Genomic DNA, 23,746 nt, shown 5'->3' with positions numbered 1-23,746 from the left:
CCCTTAATATAAAGAAGTTTACTTTTTAAAGTAAATTAATAAGGAGGTAATATTTATGGGATTTTTAAGATGGCTAGGTGGAATAGTATTTGCATTTTGGCTAATTGGATTTCTTTTTAACTTCTTTGGTACTGCTATTCACTTTTTATTAATAGCTGCAGTAGTAATCTTTTTAATCGATTTAATATTTGGAAGAAGAAAAGTATAAAAAAAGTGCCAACATATTTTTATGTTGGCACTTTTTTCATCCTACAATTTATTTCATATAGGAAACATAGATGTAAATTTTCTATAAATCAAACAATTAAAGATGTGCACTTCTGTTCATTGAAAATGCACTCCTTTCATATTTTGTATTCTAATATAACTTAGATTATTTTTCTTTTTCTACTTTGAAAGTTGAATTTAGCAATTTTATTGAAAGAAAAATAATAAACATAACTACAAAGATTCCTGCCATACCTTTAGCCATCACTGGAAGTGTTTCTAAAAAAACTTTTATATTTTCACTCATATTTAATTCCTCCTATCCAAGTAGAAAAATTATAAGTCCGCCGGCAATAACTGATGCTATCTGTCCTGCTACGTTTGCTGATACCGCATGCATAAGTAAGAAGTTTTGGTTATCTTCCTTTTGTGCCATCTTCTGAATTACTCTAGCTGACATTGGGAATGCTGATATTCCTGCTGCTCCTACCATTGGATTGATTTTTTCCTTTGAGAATAAGTTAAGGAACTTTGCAAATAGTACTCCTCCAATTGTATCAAAGATAAAGGCTACAAGTCCTAAGCCTATTATTGTTAAAGTTTCAAAAGTTACAAAATATTCTGCTCTCATTTTGGATGCAATAGTGATACCTAATAATAGTGTTACTAGGTTTGCTAATTCGTTTTGAGCAGTTTGTGATAATCTTTCTAATACTCCACACTCTCTGATTAAGTTTCCAAACATTAAGAATCCTACTAGGGATACTGCTGTTGGAGCAATTAATCCTGCAATAATTGTAACCACTACAGGGAATAGTATTTTTGTTGTTTTTGAAACTGCTGCAGGGTTATACTTCATTCTTATTTGTCTTTCTTTCTTTGTTGTTACCATTTTAATTGCTATTGACTGTATTATTGGTACTAAAGACATATATGTGTATGCTGCAACTGTTATTGGCCCTATGTATTTACTATTAAAAAAGTTTGCTACGAATATTGACGTAGGCCCATCTGCTGCTCCTATGATTCCAATTGAAGCTGCATCCTTTAGGTCAAAGCCTAGTAAAGCCGCCGCACTTATTGTAAAGAATATACCAAATTGTGCTGCTGCTCCGAAAAGTAACATCTTAGGGTTTGTTAGTAAAGGTCCAAAGTCAATCATGGCACCTATACCAATAAATAAAACTAGTGGAAATAACTCATTAGCAATTCCCATACTAAATAGGTTATCTATTATTCCTATTTCTTCATGTCCACCAATAATTTGTGTTACTGCTCCTGAGAAAGGAATATTTACAAGAATTGCCCCAAAACCTATTGGTAATAATAGTGCTGGTTCAAAGTCTTTTTTCACAGCTAGATAAATAAGTACTGATCCAATAATCCACATTATTACCTGTTGAATGGTTATAGAACTAATACCTCTTAATAAAAAGTCCATTAATTATGCCTCCTTTGTGTACTAAAATTTAACAAAACTGTATTATTACACACGAACTTTATTATACACCAAAACTATGTTTTAGTATATAAATTTCTAAATTTATTTTACCCGTAAAATTTTAATAAATCCAATGAATTTGAAACTTTTTCTTTTAAGGCATGTGAAAATAAATAACAAGTCAAAGATGTAAAGGATATTTTGAGTTCACAAGCAAGCTTGTGCCGACAAGGAAACAGGTTCTGCAGATAGTAGAGCTATCTAAGGGTTCTGTTGACGCAGTATAACTCAAAATAGCCGAGCATACTGACTTGTTTATTTTTTGAAGATGCCTAATTAAATTCAATATAAAAAGAGCTGTACCAATGATATTACTGTAAGTTTAGGTATCAACTCTTTCATATTTTTTTATAAATTAACTATTTTTTTGTTTAAGAATTCCTCTAAATCATTTTTTGGCAAGGGCTTACTATAAAAGTATCCCTGAATTTTATTGCAACTCATTTTTTTAAGTATATTAAGTTGATCTGAGGTTTCAACACCTTCTGCAATGACTTCCAAATTTAGATTATGTGCTAATTTTATAATTGTATCCATAATAAGTTCTTTATTACTGCTCTCATTTATATTATCTATAAAGGATTTATCAATTTTTAACGAATCTATTGGCAATTTCATAAGATAATTAAGTGAGGAGTAACCCGTTCCGAAATCATCCATAGCAATATTAACTCCTAAAGTCCTTAATTCCTCTAAAATTTTAATGTTTTCATCAATAAATTTCATACTTACATTTTCAGTTATTTCTAATTGAAGGTACTTAGGATCTAGTCCACTTTTACTCAAAGCATTTTTTACTACTACTACAAAATCTCCCTGTTCTAATTGAAGAGGTGAAACATTAATTGATACTTTAATAGGTGCAAATCCTTTATCTGACCATTCTTTATTTTGCATACATGCGGTATTTAGTACCCAAGTTCCAAGATCCCTAATAATTCCAAATTCTTCTGCAATAGGTATAAAAACTAATGGAGAAATCATCCCCTTAGTAGGATGATACCATCTTATCAAAGCCTCTACACTATCTACACTTTCAGTATTAGCATCTATAAGTGGTTGATAATGGAGTACTAGCTCATTTTTCTCAATTGCTTTAATTAAATGTTTCTGAATTTCCATCTTATTTTCTATTTCTTTTGTCATTTCATCTGTATAGAACTTGAAATTGTTTTTCCCACTCTCTTTTACCTTATGCATTGCAATATCAGCATACTTTAAAAGATGAGTGGAACTTTCTCCTTGTTCTGGGAAAATACTAATTCCTATACTAGTAGATAAATTTATATCATTATTATTAATTGTTCTTATTTCTTCTAATGATTTTAATATTTTTTTAGTAAAATCTATAACCTCTGTTATATGGGTGAACTTTGGTATAACTACAACAAATTCGTCACCACCAACCCTTGCTGAACTGACATCACCATGACAAATATGCTTAATTACCTCTCCCACCTTAGTTATAACTTCATCTCCGAAAGAATGTCCTAATGTATCATTTAAATTCTTAAAGTTATCTAAATCTATAAATAGTACTGCTCCCTTAGTACTATTAGATATTGCATCACTAATTATCATATTTAGTTTCGTTTCAATGTTGATTCTATTTGGAAGTCCTGTAAGACTATCATAAAATGCACAATTTTCAAGCTTAGCATATACTAATTCAAAGTTCTCTTGATTTGTTGCTAGTTCTTTCTTTATTTTTGTTACTTCTGTTATATCTTCATGAGTACCTAATATGCACAAAGGCTTTCCCTGTTCATCTCTTGATATAACTTTTATCCTTGTTAAAATATCAATATGACTTCCTTGACTATGTTTTACCTTATAGCTTAGAGAAAACTCATCTTCTAGCAATAAACTACTTATACCTTCGTGAATGTGTTTTAGATCTTCATCTGCTACATGCTTTATCCATTCTTCTGGCGAATTACTAATTTCATTTTCTCTGTATCCTAATAATCTCTCCCAATTTTCACTATAGGAAATGTTATTGTGCTCTCTTTTCCAAATCCAATATATATATCCATTTTCTACCGTGGCAAAGGTTATTAACTCCTTATGGTGTCTGTCATCTTGCTTTTTCATAAAAGTAGCTCCTTAAATTTTATCCATTAATGTCTATACCTTAGAGCATATCATATTATAAAAATAAGTACTCTTAGTCATATTATCGAAACAAACTTCTAGTTTTTAAGTGCTCTTACAATAAAATTTTAACTTCCCTTATACCTTTGAGAACAATTACACTTTTAAACTCGCTATGTTGACATTTTTAAGCTTAGAGAAATTAACATAGTTTTAAATTATAAAGGCACTACTCCTAGTGCCTTTACTTATATCTATTTACTTATTTACTGGTAAATGCACAATAAATTTGCTTCCTTCTCCCATCTTACTCTCAACACTGATCTTACCTTTTAAAACTTTCACTATATGCTTCACAATAGCAAGCCCTAAACCCGTGCCATCAACTTCACTAGCCCTAGACTTATCTACTCTATAAAATCTATGGAATATTCTTGGCAAATCCTCTTCACTAATTCCTACTCCATCATCCTGGACAATAAATATTGCTTCATTTCCTTTGAGTGAGCAGCTAACATAAACATTACCGCCCCGTGGAGTATACTTAATTGCATTATGAATTAGATTTAAAAATAACTGCTTAAACCAATCCTTATTACATATTTTTATCTCCACATGTTCTGGAATATTAAAGTGAAGAGTTATATCTTTACTCTCAGCTAAAAACTCTACTACACTATTTAGTTCGTTGAAAATATTTTTTATATTTAAGTTAATACAGCCTTCCTCATCAAACCCGTGTACATTTTCTAACACTGCTAAGTTTAACATATTTTGTGTTAGTGATTTTAATCTATTAGTTTCTGACTCAATAATTCCCATGAATCGTTGTTTTTGCTCTTCATTCTTGTAGTTACCTAGTCTTATGGTTTCTAAAAAACCACTAATTGTTGTTAGAGGAGTTTTTAGTTCATGGGAAGCATTAATTATAAAGTCTCTTTTTAGGCTTTCTGATTTCTTTATCTCAGTAATGTCTTCAAAAACTAATACCATCCCCTTATTCTCTGGGGCACCTTCGTAGGAAAATAAATTTGCTTTAACCTTATATACAAAGGACGGATTAAACTTAAAAGTCATCTCCTTTGTATCTTGATGTTCTTCTCTTGAAGTATCTTCAATTAGTTCTAATATAGCATCATTCTCAATGAAATTATATATATTTTTCCCCTCTAATTCATCTTCTTGTAAGTTAAGGATATCTTTAGCTAAATCATTAACTAGAATTATATTACCACTAGTATCAAAGGCTAAAATTCCATCTACCATTCCAATAGTAATAGCATTTAATTTTAAGTTTTTTTCATTAAGCATATTAATACTTTTTTCTATGGTTTCAGCCATATAGTTAAAGGTATTTCCCATATCTTCAATTTCATCACCAGTACTTATTCTAACTCTTTTTTTAAAGTTTCCTTTAGCAATAAGTTTTGATACCGTAGTAATGTCTCCTATGGGCTTTAAAATTCTTCTACTGTACAAATAGCCAATACTAATTGATGTGAAAATACCAATTATTATAGCAATACCTATGCTTCTAATCAAAATTTGTGTGAGCTTATGCAAATAATCTAATGGACTTTGAAGTTTAACTATAACTAAGTTATTTTGAACCTTAATTGCAGGCATCACCACTGAAACGTAGGTTATTTTATTTAAATCGTTATTTACTAATATTGTTTTATTTCCATTTAATGCGCTATCCAATTCAGGCTTCCCATTAATACTATGAAACCTTATATTATCCATAGAATCTGCTATAAGTTGACCACTGGCATCAATAAAAGTGATTCTTTGACTTGTTTCTTTTTGCAACTCTTTTGCAAGCTCTTTATAATTTATTTCTTCATTTTCCTTATTAAGTAGAACTTTATGAATAAGATTACCATTACTAATTAGCCTGTCTGAAATATTGTTTATAAGAGATTGTCTTATTAAACTTATAGATAATGCTCCAGTAATAACAGAACTAACTAGTATTACTATTAAACATCCAGCAACTAGCTTCTTTCTCATCTGCACAACTCCTAGTATATAGCAAAATTGCTATTAGATTTAATCTTACTTCAGCTTATAACCAAGCCCTCTTACAGTTTCAATTAAATTTGGGTATTTCTCATCATCACCTAGTTTCTTTCTTAATTTTCTTATATGAACGTCTAAAGTTCTGGTTTCTTCAATTAACTCATAGCCCCAGACTTGTTTGAATAAGTCATGTCTTTGAACAATATTACCTCTATTATGAGCTAATACTTCAAGAAGCTTAAATTCCATATAAGATAAATTTATTTTTTCATTTTCAACAAAAACTTCTCCTGTTTCATAATCAATTCTTAAACCATCACTTTTATTACATATACTCATGGTTGAATTAGTGCCTTTAGCATCAATTCTCCTAAATATTGCTTTAATTCTAGCTATTACTTCACGGACACTAAATGGCTTGGACATGTAGTCGTCTGCTCCTAATTCTAATCCAATAACCTTATCAATTTCGTCTCCCCTTGCTGTAATCATTATTATCACAGTATTAAAAAGTTTTGGATGGTTTCTAATTTTTTTACAAATTTCAAGTCCATCTAAACCTGGTAACATTAAATCCAATAACACAACATCTGGTGTATTAGCTTCACACAGTGCTAAAACGTCATTACCATTGTCACAAGTTATAACTTCAAAACCATTGCTTTCTAAATTTACCTGTAATAACTCAAGGATATATTTTTCGTCATCTACAATTAAAACTTTCTTATCCATAATCTAACCCCTAACTTTTCATTGTTTTACTTTACGTTCCCTTAGAGAACAATATTGTTCTTAAGTTATTATGAAGCCTTCTTTATTCTTCAGTAATAGCTTTCAAACTTTATAAGTTACTAATTATCATAGTAAAAAAATATTTTTCCATAACTTTCACAACATAAGCACTTTTTATTAGAAATCACCTTCAAAATTAATTTACTGTTACAATATAATCTCTATATCATAACACTTTAGTAACATTGTTTTTACTACTATTATTATAAAGTGTACTCATAAAAAATTAAAGGGGCAAACCTACATTTCCCCTTTAATAATTATTCTTACTTTTTCTATTCTTTTTTCTTTCACTTCTTCGACTTTAAATATCATGTTATTATATTCAACAGTTTCATTAACTTTGTTAGGAATGTTATCAATCAAATTCACCACAAAACCACCAATAGTATCTGAATGTTCAGATTCTAAATCTAGGTTTAGATAGTCATTAACTTCATTTATAGATAGCAACCCATTTACTATATAGGTATTATTATCAAGTTTCTTTATATCAGGTTCAGCATCATCGTATTCATCAAAAATATTGCCCATAATTTCTTCAATTAAATCCTCAATGGTAACAATTCCAGCAAAGCCACCATATTCATCAATGAGGATTGCCATATGGTTCTTTGATTCTTGTAATTCTTTAAAAAGAACATCAATATTTTTTGTTACTGGGACAAAATATGGGTTTCTTAGAATATCCCTTATATTAACCTTATTAAAACCATGCACACTTGCCTCAATAATAAAATCTTTCATATAAAGTATTCCTATTATATTATCCACATCTTCTTCGTATACAGGAATTCTTGAATATTTTTCTTCTAGCAAATCTTCAAGAATTTTTTCAGAAGCAGAGTTTATATCGATTAAAAACACCTCTGTTCTAGGTGTCATTATTTCTTCAGCTATGGTATTGTCAAACTCAAAAATACTTACTATCATATCTTTTTCAGTTTTATTTATCACTCCATGCTCTTGCCCCACTTCTATAAGCGAACGAATCTCCTCTTTTGAGACCTTTTCCTCTAAATTCTCCATTTGTATTCCTGATATCCTAACCAATAGATTTGTGGAGTTAGACAGAAGTTTAACAAAAGGAATAGTGACTTTAGAAATATATACTATAGGTTTAACAGCAGCCATTGCAATAGCCTCTGACTTTTGTAGTGCAATTCTTTTAGGATATAATTCACCGAAAACTAAGGTAAAATATGAAAGAATTATAGTTATAATTACAATAGAAACTTTACTACTGTAGGGAATATTATATCTGTTAAGAAAAATTGCAAACTCGCTTGATAGTCCAGTAGCCGCAGAAGCACTAGCGAAAAAACCTGCTAAAGTAATCCCAACTTGAATAGTTGCTAAAAATTTGCTAGGTTCCGCCATGAGTTTCTCTAATAAGATTGCTTTCTTATTTCCTTCATCAGAGAGGAGTTTAAGTCTATTTCTATTTAATGATACAATAGCCATTTCAGCAGATGCAAAAAAAGCATTAACTAAAGTTAAAATGGCTATGAGTATTATTTGAAATATTATTTGACTGCTTGAATTTATACCCATTAGTTTCCTCCCTTATGAATTATAATAACTATATTATTAGTTTGTTCAAATTAATAATAAAAAAACATAATATAATTAAGTTTTACTAAAATTCAATTATATTATTCAATTTGTATCTCATTTAAACACTATGTCTTACTAAGTACTTTACTAACCATATATGTAATAGTGAGTTTATTAAATCTAATGCTTATAAATAAAAAATCTCTATATTTGGCACTTTTCAACTCTAAAAATCTATTGATATCTTAACCTACTTACATATTTACAATAATTCAAGCTTGAAAAGAATCCGTACTTTTTTGTTCCAATATTTGAACTACTTCTTGGAATCAATGGTTCAAATATTAATGTGATTATCTATATTTAATATTAATTTTAAAATTAATAAGGATAGCACTTAAGATGCTATCCTTATTGAAGTTAGTAATACTTCTATGCTAATTCTACTTTACTTTCGTAAATACTATTTTGTTCTATTTGCATATCTACTTCCTTAATCTTTTCTTTAATGAGATTTACTAGTGGATTAAATTCTTCAAAGAAAACAACTATTACGTCTCCAGGTTTTCCCTTATCAATAGCAATATTTAAGGCTTCTTTTTCGTTTAAAACAATTTCAAAACAGTTTTCACTGTAACCTGTTGACAATACACCATTTTTAAGAATTTCAGCTACCTCTCCTTCTTTTCTTCCCCTTTTATCTAAGTCTTCCTTGATGTAAATATAATCAAAATATTGAGAAGAAATTTTACCCAAATCTTCAATATTTCTATTTAATCTATCACCTGGAACCCCGATTATTCCTATTAATCGATTTCTCTTCATATTTTTTAAACCTTGAATTACTGCTTTATACCCCTCGACATTGTGACCATAATCAAGCACCACTGTAACTTCTCCAACTTTGTAAACATTAAATCTTCCTGGATTTAGCTCTTCATTACAATAAAATGTAGCTAATCCATTTTTTATAATGTCATAATCAATACCTAAACCCACTAGCGCGCTGCAAGCTGCCATAGCATTTTCTATATTATATTGAAGATTACCATTGAAGGTTATTCCAATATCTTCTATATTCATAAGATTAGTTATACCTTCCTTATTTTCTATACATAAAAGGCCATTTTCTACATACACTCCATAGCTACCATCTTCAATATTATTTCTTAAGTAGATATTATCTTTGTTTTTTGAGAAAAATATAATAGGACTCTTCATTCTTTCTACAATAGTTAAACTCATTTCATCATCTGCATTCAAAACTACATATCCATTAGGTTTTACAGCTTCACCAACTAAAGATTTTACATGAGCCAAATTCTCAAGGGTGTCAATACCATCTATACCGAGATGGTCATCTGTAATATTAGTTATGACACCAACATCCGCAAGATCGTAAGCTAAGCCAGAACGTACTAGCCCACCTCTTGCGGTTTCTAGTACTGCGGCATCTATTTCCCTATTAAATAATATAGTTCGTGCACTCTGTGGTCCAGTAGTATCTCCTTTTCTTATACATTTATCATTAATGTATATACCTCCAGTTGTAGTCATTCCAACTTTTTTACCAGATAATTGCATCACATGGCTAATAAGTCTAGTAGTTGTGGTTTTTCCATTAGTACCTGTAACAGAAACAATTGGAAAACTATCCTTAGTATCCTTGAATAACATGTCAACTATTTTTTCTGCTACATTCCTGCTTTTTCCCATGGAAGGATAGTGATGCATCCTTATTCCTGGAGCAGCATTAACTTCAACAATTATTCCTTCATTATAAAGAGGTTTGCTAATATCCTTGGTAATTATATCAATACCACAAATATTTAACCCAATTGCTATTGCTGCACGTTTGCAAATTTCAATATTTTCTCTGCAAATTATATCAGTACAATCTAAAGCTACTCCTCCGGTGGATAAATTTGCATTTTCTATTAAGGTTATTTCTTCACCTGCTTGAAGAATTGTATTTAAGTTATATCCTTTTTTTCCTATATGTTGAAGCATTTTATCATCTATTTTAACTTTTGTTAGTGGCTTTTCATGGCCTTCACCTCTAAGTACATCCTTGTTAAGCTCTGATATCAATTCACTAATAGTGCTTTTACCATCACCTAAAATAAAAGGAGGCATTCTCTTTGCAACAGCTATTACTTCTCCATCCACTACACAAACTCTATAATCATCTCCCTGAACGTATCTTTCTATAATGATATCTCTGTAATCTTTTGAAAGCTTTGTAAAACACTGAATTAATTCTTTTTCATCCTTAATATTTGCATAAACACCTTTGCCTTGATTTCCAAACTGAGGTTTCAAAACTAAAGGATAACCTATATTTTCAGCTTCATGTAATAAATCTATGGTATTATTTATTTTAGCTCCTGGAGCTACTGGTAAACATTGAACCTCTAAAATCTGTTTTGTTAGAAACTTATCACAAGCTGTATCTACCGCAATAGTTCCTGTGTTTTCTCCTATGGTAGCTTCAATACGTTTTCCGTATTTTCCATATCCTAATTGAAAAATACTGCCTCCTCCAATTCTTAGAGTTGGTATCCCTCTTTTCCTTGCTTCTTCACAAATAGCAAGAGTACTTGGACCTAGCTGCTCACTTAGTAGGGTTTTCTTGATTTCTTCAACCTTTTCATGTAGGTTATAACTAGTTTTCTTTATAAGAGAATTAATAAACTCTACTATAGTGTTTGCAATATGGAGAGCAGTGTTTGGATAAACATATTGAAATATAATATAGTAATGGTCCCCTTGTACTTCTCTTGCTTTTCCATACTTTGCGTCTAGCCCTAGACGATTTTGAATAGCTATTATACAATGTTCACAAATATGAGCTAAGTATGTTCCTTCATTTAATCTTTTTACAAAACCACCTTCCTCATCAATACCACAACGATGAGTTTTTAACTCAGGAATAGCATTGACAAGACTATCATTAAAACCAGAAATGGACTTGCTTGGCGTTTCACAAAACCCTTCTAAATCTAAATCCATTCTAATACACTTTTTATGTGAGTATATATTTCTCCCCTCAAAAGTGTTAAAACTATTTATTTTCATTTTTTTCCTCCTTGTTTTCGAATGGCTGCCTTTTAATTAAATCAAATCTATCATCACATTTTAGTACATGCATTTTTACATTGAACATTGACAATAATTCATCTGGATTTTGCTCAGACACATTTGTATATGATATATTACTTGCATCTATAACATACACTGCACTAGAACCAATTACTTTAAAATATCCTTTATCACAAACTTCAATTGCAGTATCCTCATCAATTCCTATGCCTAAGCATTCTGGATTTTCAGCTATTGCCCCTAATAACCTTCCAACTCTTCCTCGTTGTGCAAAGTGTTGATCTATAATTACATCTTTAATCAAACCTAAGCCTGGAGCCATTTTTACTGTACATTTTTTAGGAGAATCATCATCGGAACCGCTTATGATCATAGTATCACTCATAACAGAAGCTCCTGCTGAAGTCCCAACAAACACGCACCCATCTTTGTATATGTCCTTTATAACCTTGTACAAAGGTGTGCCTCCTAATAAGCTAGTGATTTTCAATTGATCTCCACCAGTAAAAAATACTATTGAAGCAGCTTTTAACATATCAACATTTTTTTCTTCAAAAGCATGCTCTCTTTCTTGTATATCTAAAACACTTATTTTTTTAACACCTAAATTTCTAAATATCTTTGTATATTCTTTGCCTACTTCCTCTGGAAGTTCTGTTGCTACTGTAGCAATTACTAATTCTTCATTTTCTCTATCTAATTTGCTACATACCTCCTTTAATATCTCCTTTTCACCCTTTTTATCCTCTGCTCCTCCAATGATAATTAAGTTACCTTCAAGCTTTGGTTCCAAACATATCACCTCATCTTTTTTTTACGCATTCTATATTTTTCCCAGTAAAAAAAACTATTATACACTTTTTCCCCTAGTTCTTTTACAAATATAGAAATTCATTTACGAATATAAAAATATGACTAAAAAAATATTTTTATAGAAGTTTTTACAAGTTTTTTTCACTTTTACTATAAATCTGATAAAATATAATGGTGGAATTAAATTTGGATTTTTCACCATTATAATAATGGTGTTGATATATATTTACCCAAATTTATAAAATATTATTTAAACCATTCACAAGTTTTAGTTATTTTGTTTTCTTGTAGGAAAAACTAAGTCTATATTTAAAATTTATCTACCTACTCCTTTAAATATAAATAGATTTATGATTATAACAAAGATTAAAATATTAAAGCTTTAAATTTTGCTAGGAGGAACTATTATGTTAAACTTTCAACCTTTAAGATTAGAAGATAAGCCCTTATTTGATAAATATCTAAAACCTTATAAATTTAAAACTTGTGAGTATTCTTTTACGAGTTTGTTTATGTGGAGGAAGGCCTTAGATATCCATTATGCTATTTTCAAAGACATGTTGATTATAAGAAAACTTGATTTTCAAGGAAACTATCACATGATGGAACCCCTGGGATATACTAAAGAAAACTTAAAAGAGGTCGTTGAAGCCTTAGAAGAATATAAAGAAAAAGAAGGCCTTGGGTATCTTTTTAAAGATGCTGAGGAATCTTTTGTCCAAGATTTAAAGGAAACTTTTGGCGATAAATTAATAGTGGAAGAGGATAGAGATAATTTTGATTACATATACAGCAGTGAAAAACTAATCTCCCTTTCAGGAAAAAAACTGCACAGTAAAAAAAATCATTATAATAATTTTATCAAAAATAACACATATAGAATTGAACCGATTACAGATGAATTAGTTTGTGAATGTATTAAGGCCGCTAGGGAGTGGTGCCGAAAAAATGACTGTAAGGGCTATCTTTTATATGAGCTAAGAGCCATTGAAGAAATGCTAAAAAGCAGTCATTATTTGGATTTTAAAGGTATGGTGGTATATGTTAATGAAAAGATTGCTGCCTTTACCATTGGTGAAAAGGTCAGTGAGGATCTAGCAATAATTCATGTAGAAAAAGCTGATTCAAATATTAATGGTCTTTATGCATTCATAAATAAAACTTTTGTAGAAAATTATTTTAGTGAAGTTCCTTTTATAAACAGAGAACAAGACTTAGGAATTGAGGGATTAAGGAAAGCCAAACTTACTTACCAGCCAGTTAGGCTTGAATCTAAATATATAGTGAACTTTTCCAAAGGTTAACATATTTTCACATAAGTCTAAGCTTACAAATATCCTAATTAAAACTTATATCATAAGAGCTCTCTGCGCTTCAAAACAAAAATGGCCATCTATACAATGTATAGATGGCCAAACTTTACTTTAGTTATATTTCGAGTTTATTAACACCAAAATTCACAACAATTGCAGCAGCTGCAAGGATCACAACAGCAATTATTATTGCCTCTACCGCAGCCAAAATTTAATCCACCACCGCAGAAGCAGAATAATAATGGAAGTAGAAATAATAAGCCTGAACCAAATAGCCCAGAATTTTGATTACAATTATTTGGTGGGCAATAATTATTGTAATTATTGGGATAATAAGCTCCCTGTGTATAACTATTATTTAGTGCAGCACTAACATTTTCGTTTTTGCTTAATTTGACTAGTAGTTTTCTTACTTCGGGATCACTCATAAGAGCATTTAGCAACTCTTGATTTTCCATAAACTTCAAACTCCCTCTATATATTTTATTAAGGAATTACAACCTTTCATTTGTAAAGGTTATAACTTCTTAAGTATAAGGAAAATTTCATTTCTGATAATTTCGTAAATGTCCTTTTCCTAAAAACTCTTTAATATTTTTAAAACTTAACCAGAGGGTGTTTTTAAATAATGCTACACTTATTATATACTATGAAGAAGTATAGATTTTGTTTACTTAAATTAACAAACTAACAATTACTCTAAATAATCTATTAAGTTTTGTCTATTTTCTTGTTTTTCTTTAAGATTACTTAATTGCGCTGAAGACATATGATCTGCATTATAATTAATGTATTTTTGAGTTTTTTCATAATTTGCCTTAACATTTTTCAAATCGTTGTTATTAGCATTATTTCCAAAGGCTATTTTATTTTCTAAGGTATCAATTAATTCAGATCTTTCATTTTGTATATTTTGTGCATGCCTAATTTGATCCTTAGAGGCTATATCAGAATGTTGTTCTAAATGTCTTTCAGTTCTTACATAGCTATTCATTAAGTTTTCAACTTCCTCTACTCTGTTTTTCATTTCTTTTCCTTTTGTATCACACATAAATTTACCCTCCTTTATTATTAACCTTATTGTTCATCATCGCTGATTCCTCTAGTATTTTATGTAGAAATTTCACTTAAATACTATTAAACCATAACCTTAAATTGAGAATTTCTACTGTCATGGAACAAAATTCATAAACAAATAGAGGATGTTTATCGTGAAAAACATCCTCTATTTTACAATTTTATAATTTTAAAAATTTTATTTTTTTTATTTTAGTTTTTATCTGTATTTTTTAAAGCCTCAGCTAAAAAATCTTTTCCAGTGATTTTTTCGGTTAAAACTAGAGACATCATATTCTCAAATACATTTGGTATTTTACTATCCCCTGAACCCATTACGATAGTTGGCACTAAAGGTATTTTTCCATCTTTTATAGCTTCAGTGAAGGAACCCATAACTTCTTTCATTACATAGAATTGCGGATTACCATAAGCTTTTATTTGTGCCATATAAGCTTCACCTTTAGCTTTACCTACTTCTCTCTCACGGAAGGCCTCAGATTCACCTATAGCTTTAATTCTGCTTGCTTCTGCAGTACCTGTTTTTTCAACTTCATATGCTCTTGCTACTGCTTCTTTCTGAATTTTTTCTGCATTAGCATTTGCCAAGTTTTTAATACTTTCAGATTGTGCTTCTGCTTCTTTTATGGTTTGATACTTTCTACCATCAGATTCCTGCTGAGTCCTATATTTATTCGCCTCAGCTAACTTCTGAATTTTCAAAGCTTCTTGAGTGGCAAGTTGTAGTTCAGCTTTACCTTTATTTTCTTGTATTTGAATATTGATATTAGACTCTGTTAAGTCCTGTTGCTTAGCTGCAATAGCCCTAGCTTCATTTAATTCCTTCTCTTTTTCTGAAGACTTTTGTTGAGCATTAAAGGTTTCTATTTGCTCTCTTGCAACTTGCCTATCTCTTAGTTGTGCCAAGATTGTTTCTATTCTATTATCAGCCTTTGAAGGAGCAGGTGTACCAATTAAAACCTCTTCTAGCTCTAAATCATAATGAGTAAACTTTTCTTTCATTTCATTAGATGCTCTTAGTTGTATTTCATTTCTGTTTTGAATAAGTTCTATTAAAGTCATTGTTTGACCAACATTTTTAAAATATCCTGATATCATTGGATCTATTGATTGCTCAATGAGCATTTTTACATCTCCAAATCTTTGTATAACACTAGAAGCTTTTTTGTAATCTATATGAAATACTACTGTAAGAGGAAGTGATGGTTCAAAAGCATCCTTGGTGATTAAAGAAACTTCTTTTAAATTTTCATCCAGTTTATGTCCCCCGATTTGCCCACTTATCCACTTCAAAATTACGTTTGTTGTAGGAACCTTAACTACTTTTGCTGCATAGGTATTAAGTGCGTATTTCCCTGGTGCCAATGCATGCTGCCAAATACCTCTACACCCTTCTGCCACTAATTCTCCATGTTTATATTCTTCTCCTGAAACATCGATACCTCTTTCGCCATGGTAAGAGTTAATAACTCCCACTTCTCCAATATTTATAATGGTTTTAGGTATAAATTCTACAGTTGCAAACAATCTATTAATAAAGTAAGTTCCATCAACTAAAGTCGAGTATTGTTTCCCTCTAAATCCTCCAGCTCTTAAAAACTTTTCAATATCTTGAAAATTATTATGATAAGTTTCTTCTTCATTTGGATTCGCACCAACTGAAGGAGCAATAATGCTACCCTCAGGCAGTGTCTTACCATCATGTACTGTTACTACACCTACAGTGTCCTCTGCATCGCTAATCACTACAGGTTCAAATCCACCTCTTGCCTTTAACATTCTTGTCATTTCATCTATTGCCATTGCTTCTGCCTTATCTCTCATTGGCAGATAATAAGTCTTATCTTCTGTAATTATTATAAATTGTGACAAGTTAAAGGCATAAGTACCTTCACGTAGTATTCCTCTTTGAGGTCCCTTTTGTCCTCCATTGAGTAAAAAGCCTTTCACATCTTGAAAATTGCTTCCCTCTTTAACAATTTTACCTAAGGTTTGAATCGGTTCCATCGGTTGTCCGTCCCTAGCAAATACATATCCAATTTTCCCTTGTGGAATTGTAATAAGTGGTTCAACATAAACTCTGTACATTAGAGGTGTTCTTAAATGAAACCCTCCTCTTAATACATTAGGCTGAAATCCTGATTCTCCATTTAATGCAATAATTCCACCATCTTTTATTGAGCCCTTTAAGCTCCACCATTTCTCTACAATTCCCACGCAATCGCTAGGTATAATTCTAATTCCTATTACTTTTAATACTATAAAAAGTAATATTATCGCGCCAATTATTATATATACAATAGGTGGTATCATCTTTAAATATTCCATAATTTCTCCTCCCAAAAATATTTAATATTTAATCTGATAATAACAGTAGTAGGGTTCAACTATTAACATTTTACTCCTCCCTTTTCATTGCTGTAAATTTTGAGAACTATATTGTATTAAAAGCTTTAAAGCAACTAAAACTTAATAACTTCATCACTGACTTTTAAATTTTACTCTCTTTATTTATATAAATACTATTATAAATGCTTCAGGTTTCACTTAAATGTAAAGGTAAATCTATAAAAAACTAATAAAGATAAGCATATTAATATATATGTAATGATTTTTGTAATAGAATAAAAGCATAAAAAAAAGAGCACTAAGCTCTTTTATTTAACTATTAATTTATCAGAAGGTTTTTTCAGAAACTCATATAGGGATTTTTCCTTCAGCACCATTGCAAATATCCCCTTTATTGTTAAAACTGTTAAAGGACCTAAAATAAGTCCCCCTGGTCCTATTAGCTTAAACCCAATATAAATTCCCATTAGAGTAACCAGCGGATGTACCCCTATTTGATTGCTAATAATTCTTGGCTCAACCACTTGTCTAACAATCAAAATAACTAACCATAGCAAAAATAAACCTACAGCCATATATATTTTTCCAAAGAATAAATTGTAAATAGCCCATGGAATAATAACAATCCCGGTACCTAAAACAGGGAGTAAATCAATAATGCTAATTAATATTGCTATTACAAAGGCATACTTTACTTTTAATATTGATAACCCTAAAAATAATTCACTGAAGGTAATTAAAAGTATAATAATATAAGCTTTTATAAGCTTTATTATAGATACTACAGAGTCATGCTTCATTTCTTTTATATTATTATGCCATTCCTTTGGAACTTGAGATTTAACGTAGTCCATTATTGTGTATCTCCCACTAGCGATAAAATATGTAGAAATGATAGTTGTAAGTGTAAATAACAGAATTTCTGGAAAAGAAAATGCTGTATAGAAAGCTCCTTTAACAATTTTGTTTACAATATTCATAAAGTAACTTAATAAACTAACTGCCATACTTTCAATATGGGAAGTAAACTCCTGTGGTAATTCTATATTCAAAATCGTTATTTGACCACTGGAAATTTTTTGAATATTGGCATATAGCTCACTTATTACACCAGGCATAAAATTTATAATATCCTTTAATTGATTAATAAAGCTGGCTATTATAAATAGTATAATTAGACCAATTATACTAATTATTAATATTAAACTAATGAGAGTTCCAACTTTTCTTGGAATTTTGGCCCTTTTCCCCAAAAACCTAATTACCGGTTCCATTAATTGAGCAATAAAAAATGCTATGATAAAAGGTAAGAAAAATTTTATAGACTTGTAAATTAATACAAGACCTAAGAGAATTCCTAATGTAACCAACGAAATTTTTAATAACTTTTTTCTATCTATATTATATATTTTTTCCAAACTAAAAACCCACCTCCATTTTTGCTTTATCCATCAAAAATATACATAATTCTATTATATAATACACTATAAAACCAAATTAAACTATAATTTGGTTTTAAATTTTAGTGCTAAATTAATTATTTAATACTTATTACATTATTTTCCAAACACCAAGAAAATATTCTTCTCAAAAAAATATAAGGCAGATGCTAAAGCATCTGCCTACAAAAATTATTGTCCTAGGAACATTTTCATGTCGTCTTCTACGTTTGTTATTCCACCAATTCCAAAATTATCAACTAAAACTTTTGCTACGTTTGGTGATAAGAATGCTGGTAAAGTTGGTCCTAAATGTATATTTTTCACTCCTAAGTATAATAGTGAAAGTAATACTATTACAGCTTTTTGCTCATACCATGCTATATTATAAGATATTGGTAGCTCATTTACATCTTTTAGTCCAAATACTTCTTGTAACTTTAATGCAATTAGAACTAGTGAATAAGAGTCATTACATTGTCCTGCATCAAGTACTCTTGGAATTCCACCGATATCTCCTAAGTCTAATTTATTATATTTATATTTAGCACATCCTGCTGTTAATATAACTGTATCTTTTGGTAACGCTTGAGCGAAATCTGTATAGTAATTTCTGCTCTTCGCTCTTCCATCACAACCAGCCATAACAAAGAATCTCTTAATTGCTCCACTCTTAACTGCATCTACAACTTTATCTGCTAATGCAAATACTTGGTTATGAGCAAATCCTCCGATAATTTCCCCTGTCTCTATTTCTACTGGAGCCGCACATTTTTTAGCATGTTCAATAATAACTGAGAAATCTTTCTCTCCTTTTTCATTTGCATCAATGTGAGTTAATCCCTCAAACCCTGTAACACTTGTAGTATATACTCTGTCTTTATAAGAATCTTTAGGTGGTACTAAGCAATTTGTAGTCATTAGGATTGGTCCATTAAACTTTTCAAACTCTTCAGTTTGTTTCCACCATGCATTTCCATAGTTCCCTGCAAAGTGTGAGTACTTTTTGAACGCTGGGTAATAGTGAGCTGGAAGCATTTCACTATGTGTATAAATATCTATTCCAGTTCCTTCAGTTTGCTGAAGTAATTGCTCAAGATCTCTTAAATCATGTCCGCTAATTAATATACCTGGATTTTTTCTAACTCCTATATTAACCTTTGTAATTTCAGGGTGTCCATAAACCTCTGTATTTGCTTTATCAAGTAAAGCCATACCGTCTACCCCATATTTTCCTGCTTCTAATGTTAATGCAATATAATCATCTAAAGTTAGCGTATCATCTAAGGTAGCAGCTAGTGCCTTATGCATAAAGCCATGTATTTCATCATTGTCATATCCTATATGCGTAGCTTGTTTCACATATGCAGACATTCCTTTTAATCCATAAATTATAAGCTCTCTTAAAGATCTGATATCCTCATTTTCAGTAGCTAAAACTCCTACAGTTTCTGCTTTTACATTAAAATCTTCTACATTATTAGCAAACCAAATTGCAGCATCTGGTAGATTGCTTTCCTCTTCTCTCTTAAATCCTACAAATGAAAGCATTTTCTTTAACCAATTTTCATTTGCATTTGAATTTCCTAAGTTTGCACCAGCATTAATAACTTGTTGTTTTAACTCTTCTCTTAATTGTAACCCTCTTCTAACTCTTTGAATAAACACATTTCTATCAAAGTTAGCATTTGTAATTGTAGCAAATAAACCTTCAGTAATGAACTTGTCTACTTCTTTATTAATTACCCCTACTTCTCTTCCTTTAACACTATAAACTGATATACCTTTTAGTATATATATTAATAAGTCTTGTGCTTTTGCTAAATCCTCTGTTTTACCACAAACACCTTTCACTGTACATCCTTTGCAGCCTGCTGCCTCTTGACATTGATAACAAAACATACTCATTTTTATTCCTCCATATACATTTATTTTTAGTAAGTAAACTAATTAAAATTTTTTCTAATTTATTACTATATATGTTAAATTTTCTTCGGTTTCTTGTTTATTGCATTTCCTTACTACAAGATAAATTATACTAGGATACTCAATATTAATCGGTAACTTATGTTACAGATTAATATATTTTTAAATTTATTTTCTTATACTTTAATCTCTTGTTTTAAAATAGTAGTCATTCTTCTAATAAAGCTACTTTATTACCTATTAGAACAAGCAATTAAAAATTAATAACTTCAAAAAAAATAAACCATTCCGTTGTTTAATATATTCAATATGTACTTTGCATAAAGAATATAACTTTTTAACTGAATGGTTTTATCTTATTTATTCATTAAAGGTTTTTCTAACCTGAAGAAGCATATTTCTTATTGGTAAATCATAAGGACATTTTTTTTCGCAGGCTCCGCATTGTATGCAATCTTTTGCAGTAAAAGCCATTGTTGAATATCTTTCTTCTGCCCACTGTGCTAAATTATATCTTTCCTTATAAGCACTAAATACAAACATTGTTGGAATATCTATTTTTTGAGGGCAAGGTGCACAATAACCACATCTCCTACAGAAACTTTCTCCTAACTCCCCTGCAATCTTCGCGGCCTTTTCCATGTCGCTATCTGAGAATGTCCCCTGTTTCATAGCTGCACCTGCATTTATTGTAACTTCTTCTACTGTGGCCATGCCAGGGATAGCAGTAGTAACATTATGATTTTTAAGTATATATCTAAGGGCTAAATCTCCGTCTTCTAAAGCCCCTCCAGCCATAGGTTTCATTGCTATAACTCCAATATCTAACTCTTTTGCTCTTTTAAATAGCTCTTCGCCTTGATTTTCCACAATATTATATGGATACATTATAGTTTCAAATTTATCCATTTCAATTGCTACTTTAAGCAAATCTAAGCTATGAGAAGTAATACCAATATGCTTTATTTTACCTAAAGCTTTTGCCTCTAGAAGTGCGGCATAGGCTCCATCCTCTTTTAATACTCTTTCTAACTCTTCCACAGTTCTTATATTATGAAGTTGGTATAAGTCTATATAATTAGTTTTAAAGTTTTTTAAGCTTATTTCTATATCCCTTGCCATTGATTCTTTATCTTTCACCATACTCTTAGTTGCTAAAATCCAATTTTCTCTTCTTCCTTCTAGAGCTTCTCCTATATATTCCTCAGATACAGAGTATCCTCTTCCACTATCTACAAAATTTATTCCTAATTCCTCTGCTTTTAGAAGTACTTTTTTAGTTTCTTCTGAATTAACTCTTTGAACAGGTATACCTCCAAATCCTACCACAGATACCTTTAAGTTTGTTTTACCTAAATTTTTATACTTCAAAAGACCCACCCCTTTCTGAAAAAATTATATCATACTTATATTACATTTATGATAATTTTTTCGTAGACTTTAACATTACGTATAAATTTATATATATACATAAATTGTACTTTTGTTTCATATATAAATAAGTTAAATTTTATTCACAATTTGTAGAATCTTAAGATAATTTCATCAAAAGTTAACTTTTAGATGGTTGTAATCGTTTAATTATAAGATATAATAGTATTGTGTAAAATATTACTACTTAAAATAAAGAGGTGCTAAAATGAGTAATGTTAAAAATATTGACTGGGGTAAGTTAGGATTCAATTACATTAAAACTGATCTTAGATATGTGTCTATATGGAAAGATGGAAGTTGGGATGATGGTAAACTAGTTGAAGACAATAATATAACAATTAGTGAAGGCTCAACAGCTATTCATTATGGACAACAATGTTTTGAGGGATTAAAAGCTTACCGTACTGCTGAAGGTAAAATTCAATTATTCAGACCTGATGAGAATGCAAAGCGTATGAATAATAGCTGCAAACGTCTATTAATGCCTGAGCTTCCAATCGAAAAATTTGTAGAAGCTTGTGTACAAGTTGTTAAAGCTAATGAAGCTTATGTTCCACCATATGGAACTGGTGCAACTTTATACCTTAGACCTTATGTTATAGGAATTGGAGACAACCTTGGTGTTAAACCAGCTCCTGAGTTCCTATTTGGAGTGTTCTGTTCTCCAGTTGGTCCATACTTTAAAGGTGGACTTGCTCCTGTAAACTTTATGATTTCTGATTATGACAGAGCTGCTCCATATGGTACTGGTGCTGCAAAGGTTGGAGGAAACTATGCTGCAAGTCTTTTAGCTCATGAAATAGCAGTTAAAAGAGGATTTGCTGATTGTATTTATCTTGATCCATTAACTCATAGTAAAATTGAGGAAGTTGGAGCTGCTAACTTCTTTGGAATAACAAAAGATAATAAATTTGTTACTCCAAAATCTGACTCTATTCTTCCAAGTATAACTAAATATTCTTTAATGCATGTAGCTAAAGAATATCTTGGACTTGAGGTTGAAGAAAGAGACGTACTAATCGACAATTTAGATGAGTTTAAAGAAGCTGGTGCTTGTGGAACTGCTGCTGTAATCACTCCTATCGGTGGAATAGAGTACAAAGAAGAACTTCATGTATTCCATAGCGAAACTGTAGTTGGTCCTATAACTAGAAAGTTATATGATACTTTATGTGGTATCCAAATTGGAGAAGTTAAGGCTCCAGAAGGCTGGATTGTAGAAGTTAAATAGTTATGTGTGAAAATAAAAATACGGGAACTTTCATAGTTCTCGTATTTTTATTATGCTGTAATAGCTTTTATAATTAAGTTATGATTATTTTCCAAATCCATAAGATCCAATTTATTAAGTAATAGCATTAGATATAAGCTACTGAAATTTATATTTATTACATATTTACTATAAAGCTTTAACTGAAAAAATACTTTAATCTGTTCTTAAACATCTTCTTATGTCTTCCTTTACACCTCTTACTAAAGCTACAATATTTTCATAAGTTTTCAAAGTTCCTATTGTAACAATAGGTCTTCCAAATCCTACCCAATGAAGTCTTCTCGATGTAAATCCTCCAATTTTCATCAAGTTATTTACCGTAGGTGAAGTATCAGCTAAGAAAAATCCTTCCATATTTCCATTCATGATATTATATAAATCAGTAATAGCTGGAATTACAAGTTGTGGTTTGTATTGCCTACTTAAAGTATAAACCTTTATTCCAAATTCATCTTGACCTATATATAACAAGTGACCTTGATCTTTCTTTTCAATTTTATCGAAGGTTGGAAGATTTAATAAATCTTCCCTGGAGGGGATTTTATCCACAGGTAAATTATTAACATGAATATTTGCTGCGGTACAAGAGGAGTGTGCTCCACCCACGTCATGGTATATTACTATCATATTCTCACTTCCCTACCTATTATTAATAATATAAAATGTTCAAATAGATTTAACTATTAATACTTATCCTTAAGTTGTATTAACCCTTATTCCTTTCTTTAAGGATTACGCTAGCAAAAATTAATTTATTGTATATAAGTTGCATTAATACTTATACAATATAAGGTAATTTTAAGCAACTTATATTAAAGAAAATGCAAGGTAGAATTCCGTCTACTTG

General features: G+C 30.4%; 18 protein-coding genes. 3 read left to right on the top strand and 15 right to left on the bottom strand.

Annotated elements, in window-relative coordinates:
• Positions 1–55 precede the first annotated feature (55 nt).
• Complete coding sequence (locus J2Z44_RS04115; protein WP_021281825.1) at positions 56–208, top strand: lmo0937 family membrane protein; 153 nt, start codon at positions 56–58, stop codon at positions 206–208.
• A gap of 165 nt (positions 209–373) precedes the next feature.
• Here the strand turns inward: J2Z44_RS04115 and J2Z44_RS04110 are convergent, their stop codons facing one another.
• The 8 genes from J2Z44_RS04110 to J2Z44_RS04075 form a co-directional block, all read right to left on the bottom strand.
• Positions 374–514 (bottom strand): OadG-related small transporter subunit, encoded by a 141-nt coding sequence (locus J2Z44_RS04110; RefSeq protein WP_021281824.1) that lies wholly within the window; start codon positions 512–514, stop codon positions 374–376.
• Positions 515–526: 12 nt separating this feature from the next.
• Positions 527–1,648: a sodium ion-translocating decarboxylase subunit beta gene (locus tag J2Z44_RS04105; RefSeq protein WP_209649360.1), complete on the bottom strand. Its 1,122-nt coding sequence runs from the start codon at positions 1,646–1,648 to the stop codon at positions 527–529.
• 408 nt (positions 1,649–2,056) lie between these two features.
• Positions 2,057–3,802, bottom strand: a complete 1,746-nt coding sequence (locus tag J2Z44_RS04100; RefSeq protein WP_209649359.1) for a putative bifunctional diguanylate cyclase/phosphodiesterase — start codon at positions 3,800–3,802, stop codon at positions 2,057–2,059.
• Positions 3,803–4,060: 258 nt separating this feature from the next.
• A complete protein-coding gene (locus J2Z44_RS04095) occupies positions 4,061–5,815 on the bottom strand; it encodes a HAMP domain-containing sensor histidine kinase (protein WP_021284518.1) in 1,755 nt (584 codons plus the stop codon).
• A 45-nt stretch (positions 5,816–5,860) separates the two neighbouring features.
• Complete coding sequence (locus J2Z44_RS04090) at positions 5,861–6,559, bottom strand: response regulator transcription factor (protein WP_051186161.1); 699 nt, start codon at positions 6,557–6,559, stop codon at positions 5,861–5,863.
• Positions 6,560–6,856: 297 nt separating this feature from the next.
• A complete protein-coding gene (locus tag J2Z44_RS04085; RefSeq protein WP_021284516.1) occupies positions 6,857–8,170 on the bottom strand; it encodes a hemolysin family protein in 1,314 nt (437 codons plus the stop codon).
• Positions 8,171–8,605: 435 nt separating this feature from the next.
• A complete protein-coding gene (gene cphA / locus J2Z44_RS04080; protein ID WP_021284515.1) occupies positions 8,606–11,251 on the bottom strand; it encodes a cyanophycin synthetase in 2,646 nt (881 codons plus the stop codon).
• Positions 11,238–12,068: a cyanophycinase gene (locus J2Z44_RS04075; protein ID WP_021284514.1), complete on the bottom strand. Its 831-nt coding sequence runs from the start codon at positions 12,066–12,068 to the stop codon at positions 11,238–11,240. Before J2Z44_RS04075 ends, cphA begins: the two co-directional genes overlap by 14 nt.
• Positions 12,069–12,495: 427 nt before the next feature.
• Here J2Z44_RS04075 and J2Z44_RS04070 point away from each other — a divergent pair, with 427 nt between their 5' ends.
• The gene (locus J2Z44_RS04070) at positions 12,496–13,392 is read left to right on the top strand and encodes a DUF2156 domain-containing protein (RefSeq protein WP_021284513.1); all 897 of its coding nucleotides are present in this window, start codon (positions 12,496–12,498) and stop codon (positions 13,390–13,392) included.
• Between the two features lie 140 nt (positions 13,393–13,532).
• Here J2Z44_RS04070 and J2Z44_RS04065 read toward each other — a convergent pair whose 3' ends face one another.
• The 6 genes from J2Z44_RS04065 to J2Z44_RS04040 all read right to left on the bottom strand — a co-directional run bounded on the left by J2Z44_RS04065 (position 13,533) and on the right by J2Z44_RS04040 (position 21,563).
• Positions 13,533–13,859, bottom strand: a complete 327-nt coding sequence (locus tag J2Z44_RS04065; protein WP_021284512.1) for a hypothetical protein — start codon at positions 13,857–13,859, stop codon at positions 13,533–13,535.
• Positions 13,860–14,095: 236 nt separating this feature from the next.
• Positions 14,096–14,452 carry a hypothetical protein gene (locus J2Z44_RS04060; RefSeq protein WP_021284511.1) on the bottom strand — a complete coding sequence of 119 codons (357 nt, stop codon included), beginning with the start codon at positions 14,450–14,452 and terminating at the stop codon, positions 14,096–14,098.
• A 218-nt stretch (positions 14,453–14,670) separates the two neighbouring features.
• Positions 14,671–16,806, bottom strand: coding sequence for an SPFH domain-containing protein (locus J2Z44_RS04055; RefSeq protein ID WP_209649358.1), 2,136 nt, complete (start codon positions 16,804–16,806; stop codon positions 14,671–14,673).
• Between the two features lie 329 nt (positions 16,807–17,135).
• A complete protein-coding gene (gene ytvI / locus J2Z44_RS04050; RefSeq protein ID WP_021284509.1) occupies positions 17,136–18,245 on the bottom strand; it encodes a sporulation integral membrane protein YtvI in 1,110 nt (369 codons plus the stop codon).
• A gap of 213 nt (positions 18,246–18,458) precedes the next feature.
• Entirely contained in the window at positions 18,459–20,174 is a 1,716-nt protein-coding gene (hcp, locus tag J2Z44_RS04045) for a hydroxylamine reductase (protein ID WP_021284508.1), read from the bottom strand.
• A 378-nt stretch (positions 20,175–20,552) separates the two neighbouring features.
• Positions 20,553–21,563, bottom strand: coding sequence for an aldo/keto reductase (locus tag J2Z44_RS04040; protein ID WP_021284507.1), 1,011 nt, complete (start codon positions 21,561–21,563; stop codon positions 20,553–20,555).
• Positions 21,564–21,831: 268 nt separating this feature from the next.
• On the opposite strand from J2Z44_RS04040, the gene J2Z44_RS04035 reads away from it, so the two are divergent.
• Positions 21,832–22,857 carry a branched-chain amino acid aminotransferase gene (locus tag J2Z44_RS04035; protein WP_021284506.1) on the top strand — a complete coding sequence of 342 codons (1,026 nt, stop codon included), beginning with the start codon at positions 21,832–21,834 and terminating at the stop codon, positions 22,855–22,857.
• A gap of 195 nt (positions 22,858–23,052) precedes the next feature.
• On the opposite strand, the gene J2Z44_RS04030 is transcribed toward J2Z44_RS04035, so the two are convergent.
• Entirely contained in the window at positions 23,053–23,526 is a 474-nt protein-coding gene (locus J2Z44_RS04030) for a DUF3189 family protein (protein WP_209649357.1), read from the bottom strand.
• Positions 23,527–23,746: the final 220 nt, after the last annotated feature.

Source organism: Clostridium punense (assembly GCF_017874425.1).
Classification (GTDB): Bacteria; Bacillota; Clostridia; order Clostridiales; family Clostridiaceae; genus Clostridium_J; species Clostridium_J punense.
Note: the sequence above shows the minus strand (reverse complement) of the source record. Positions and strands in the feature narration are given on the sequence as shown.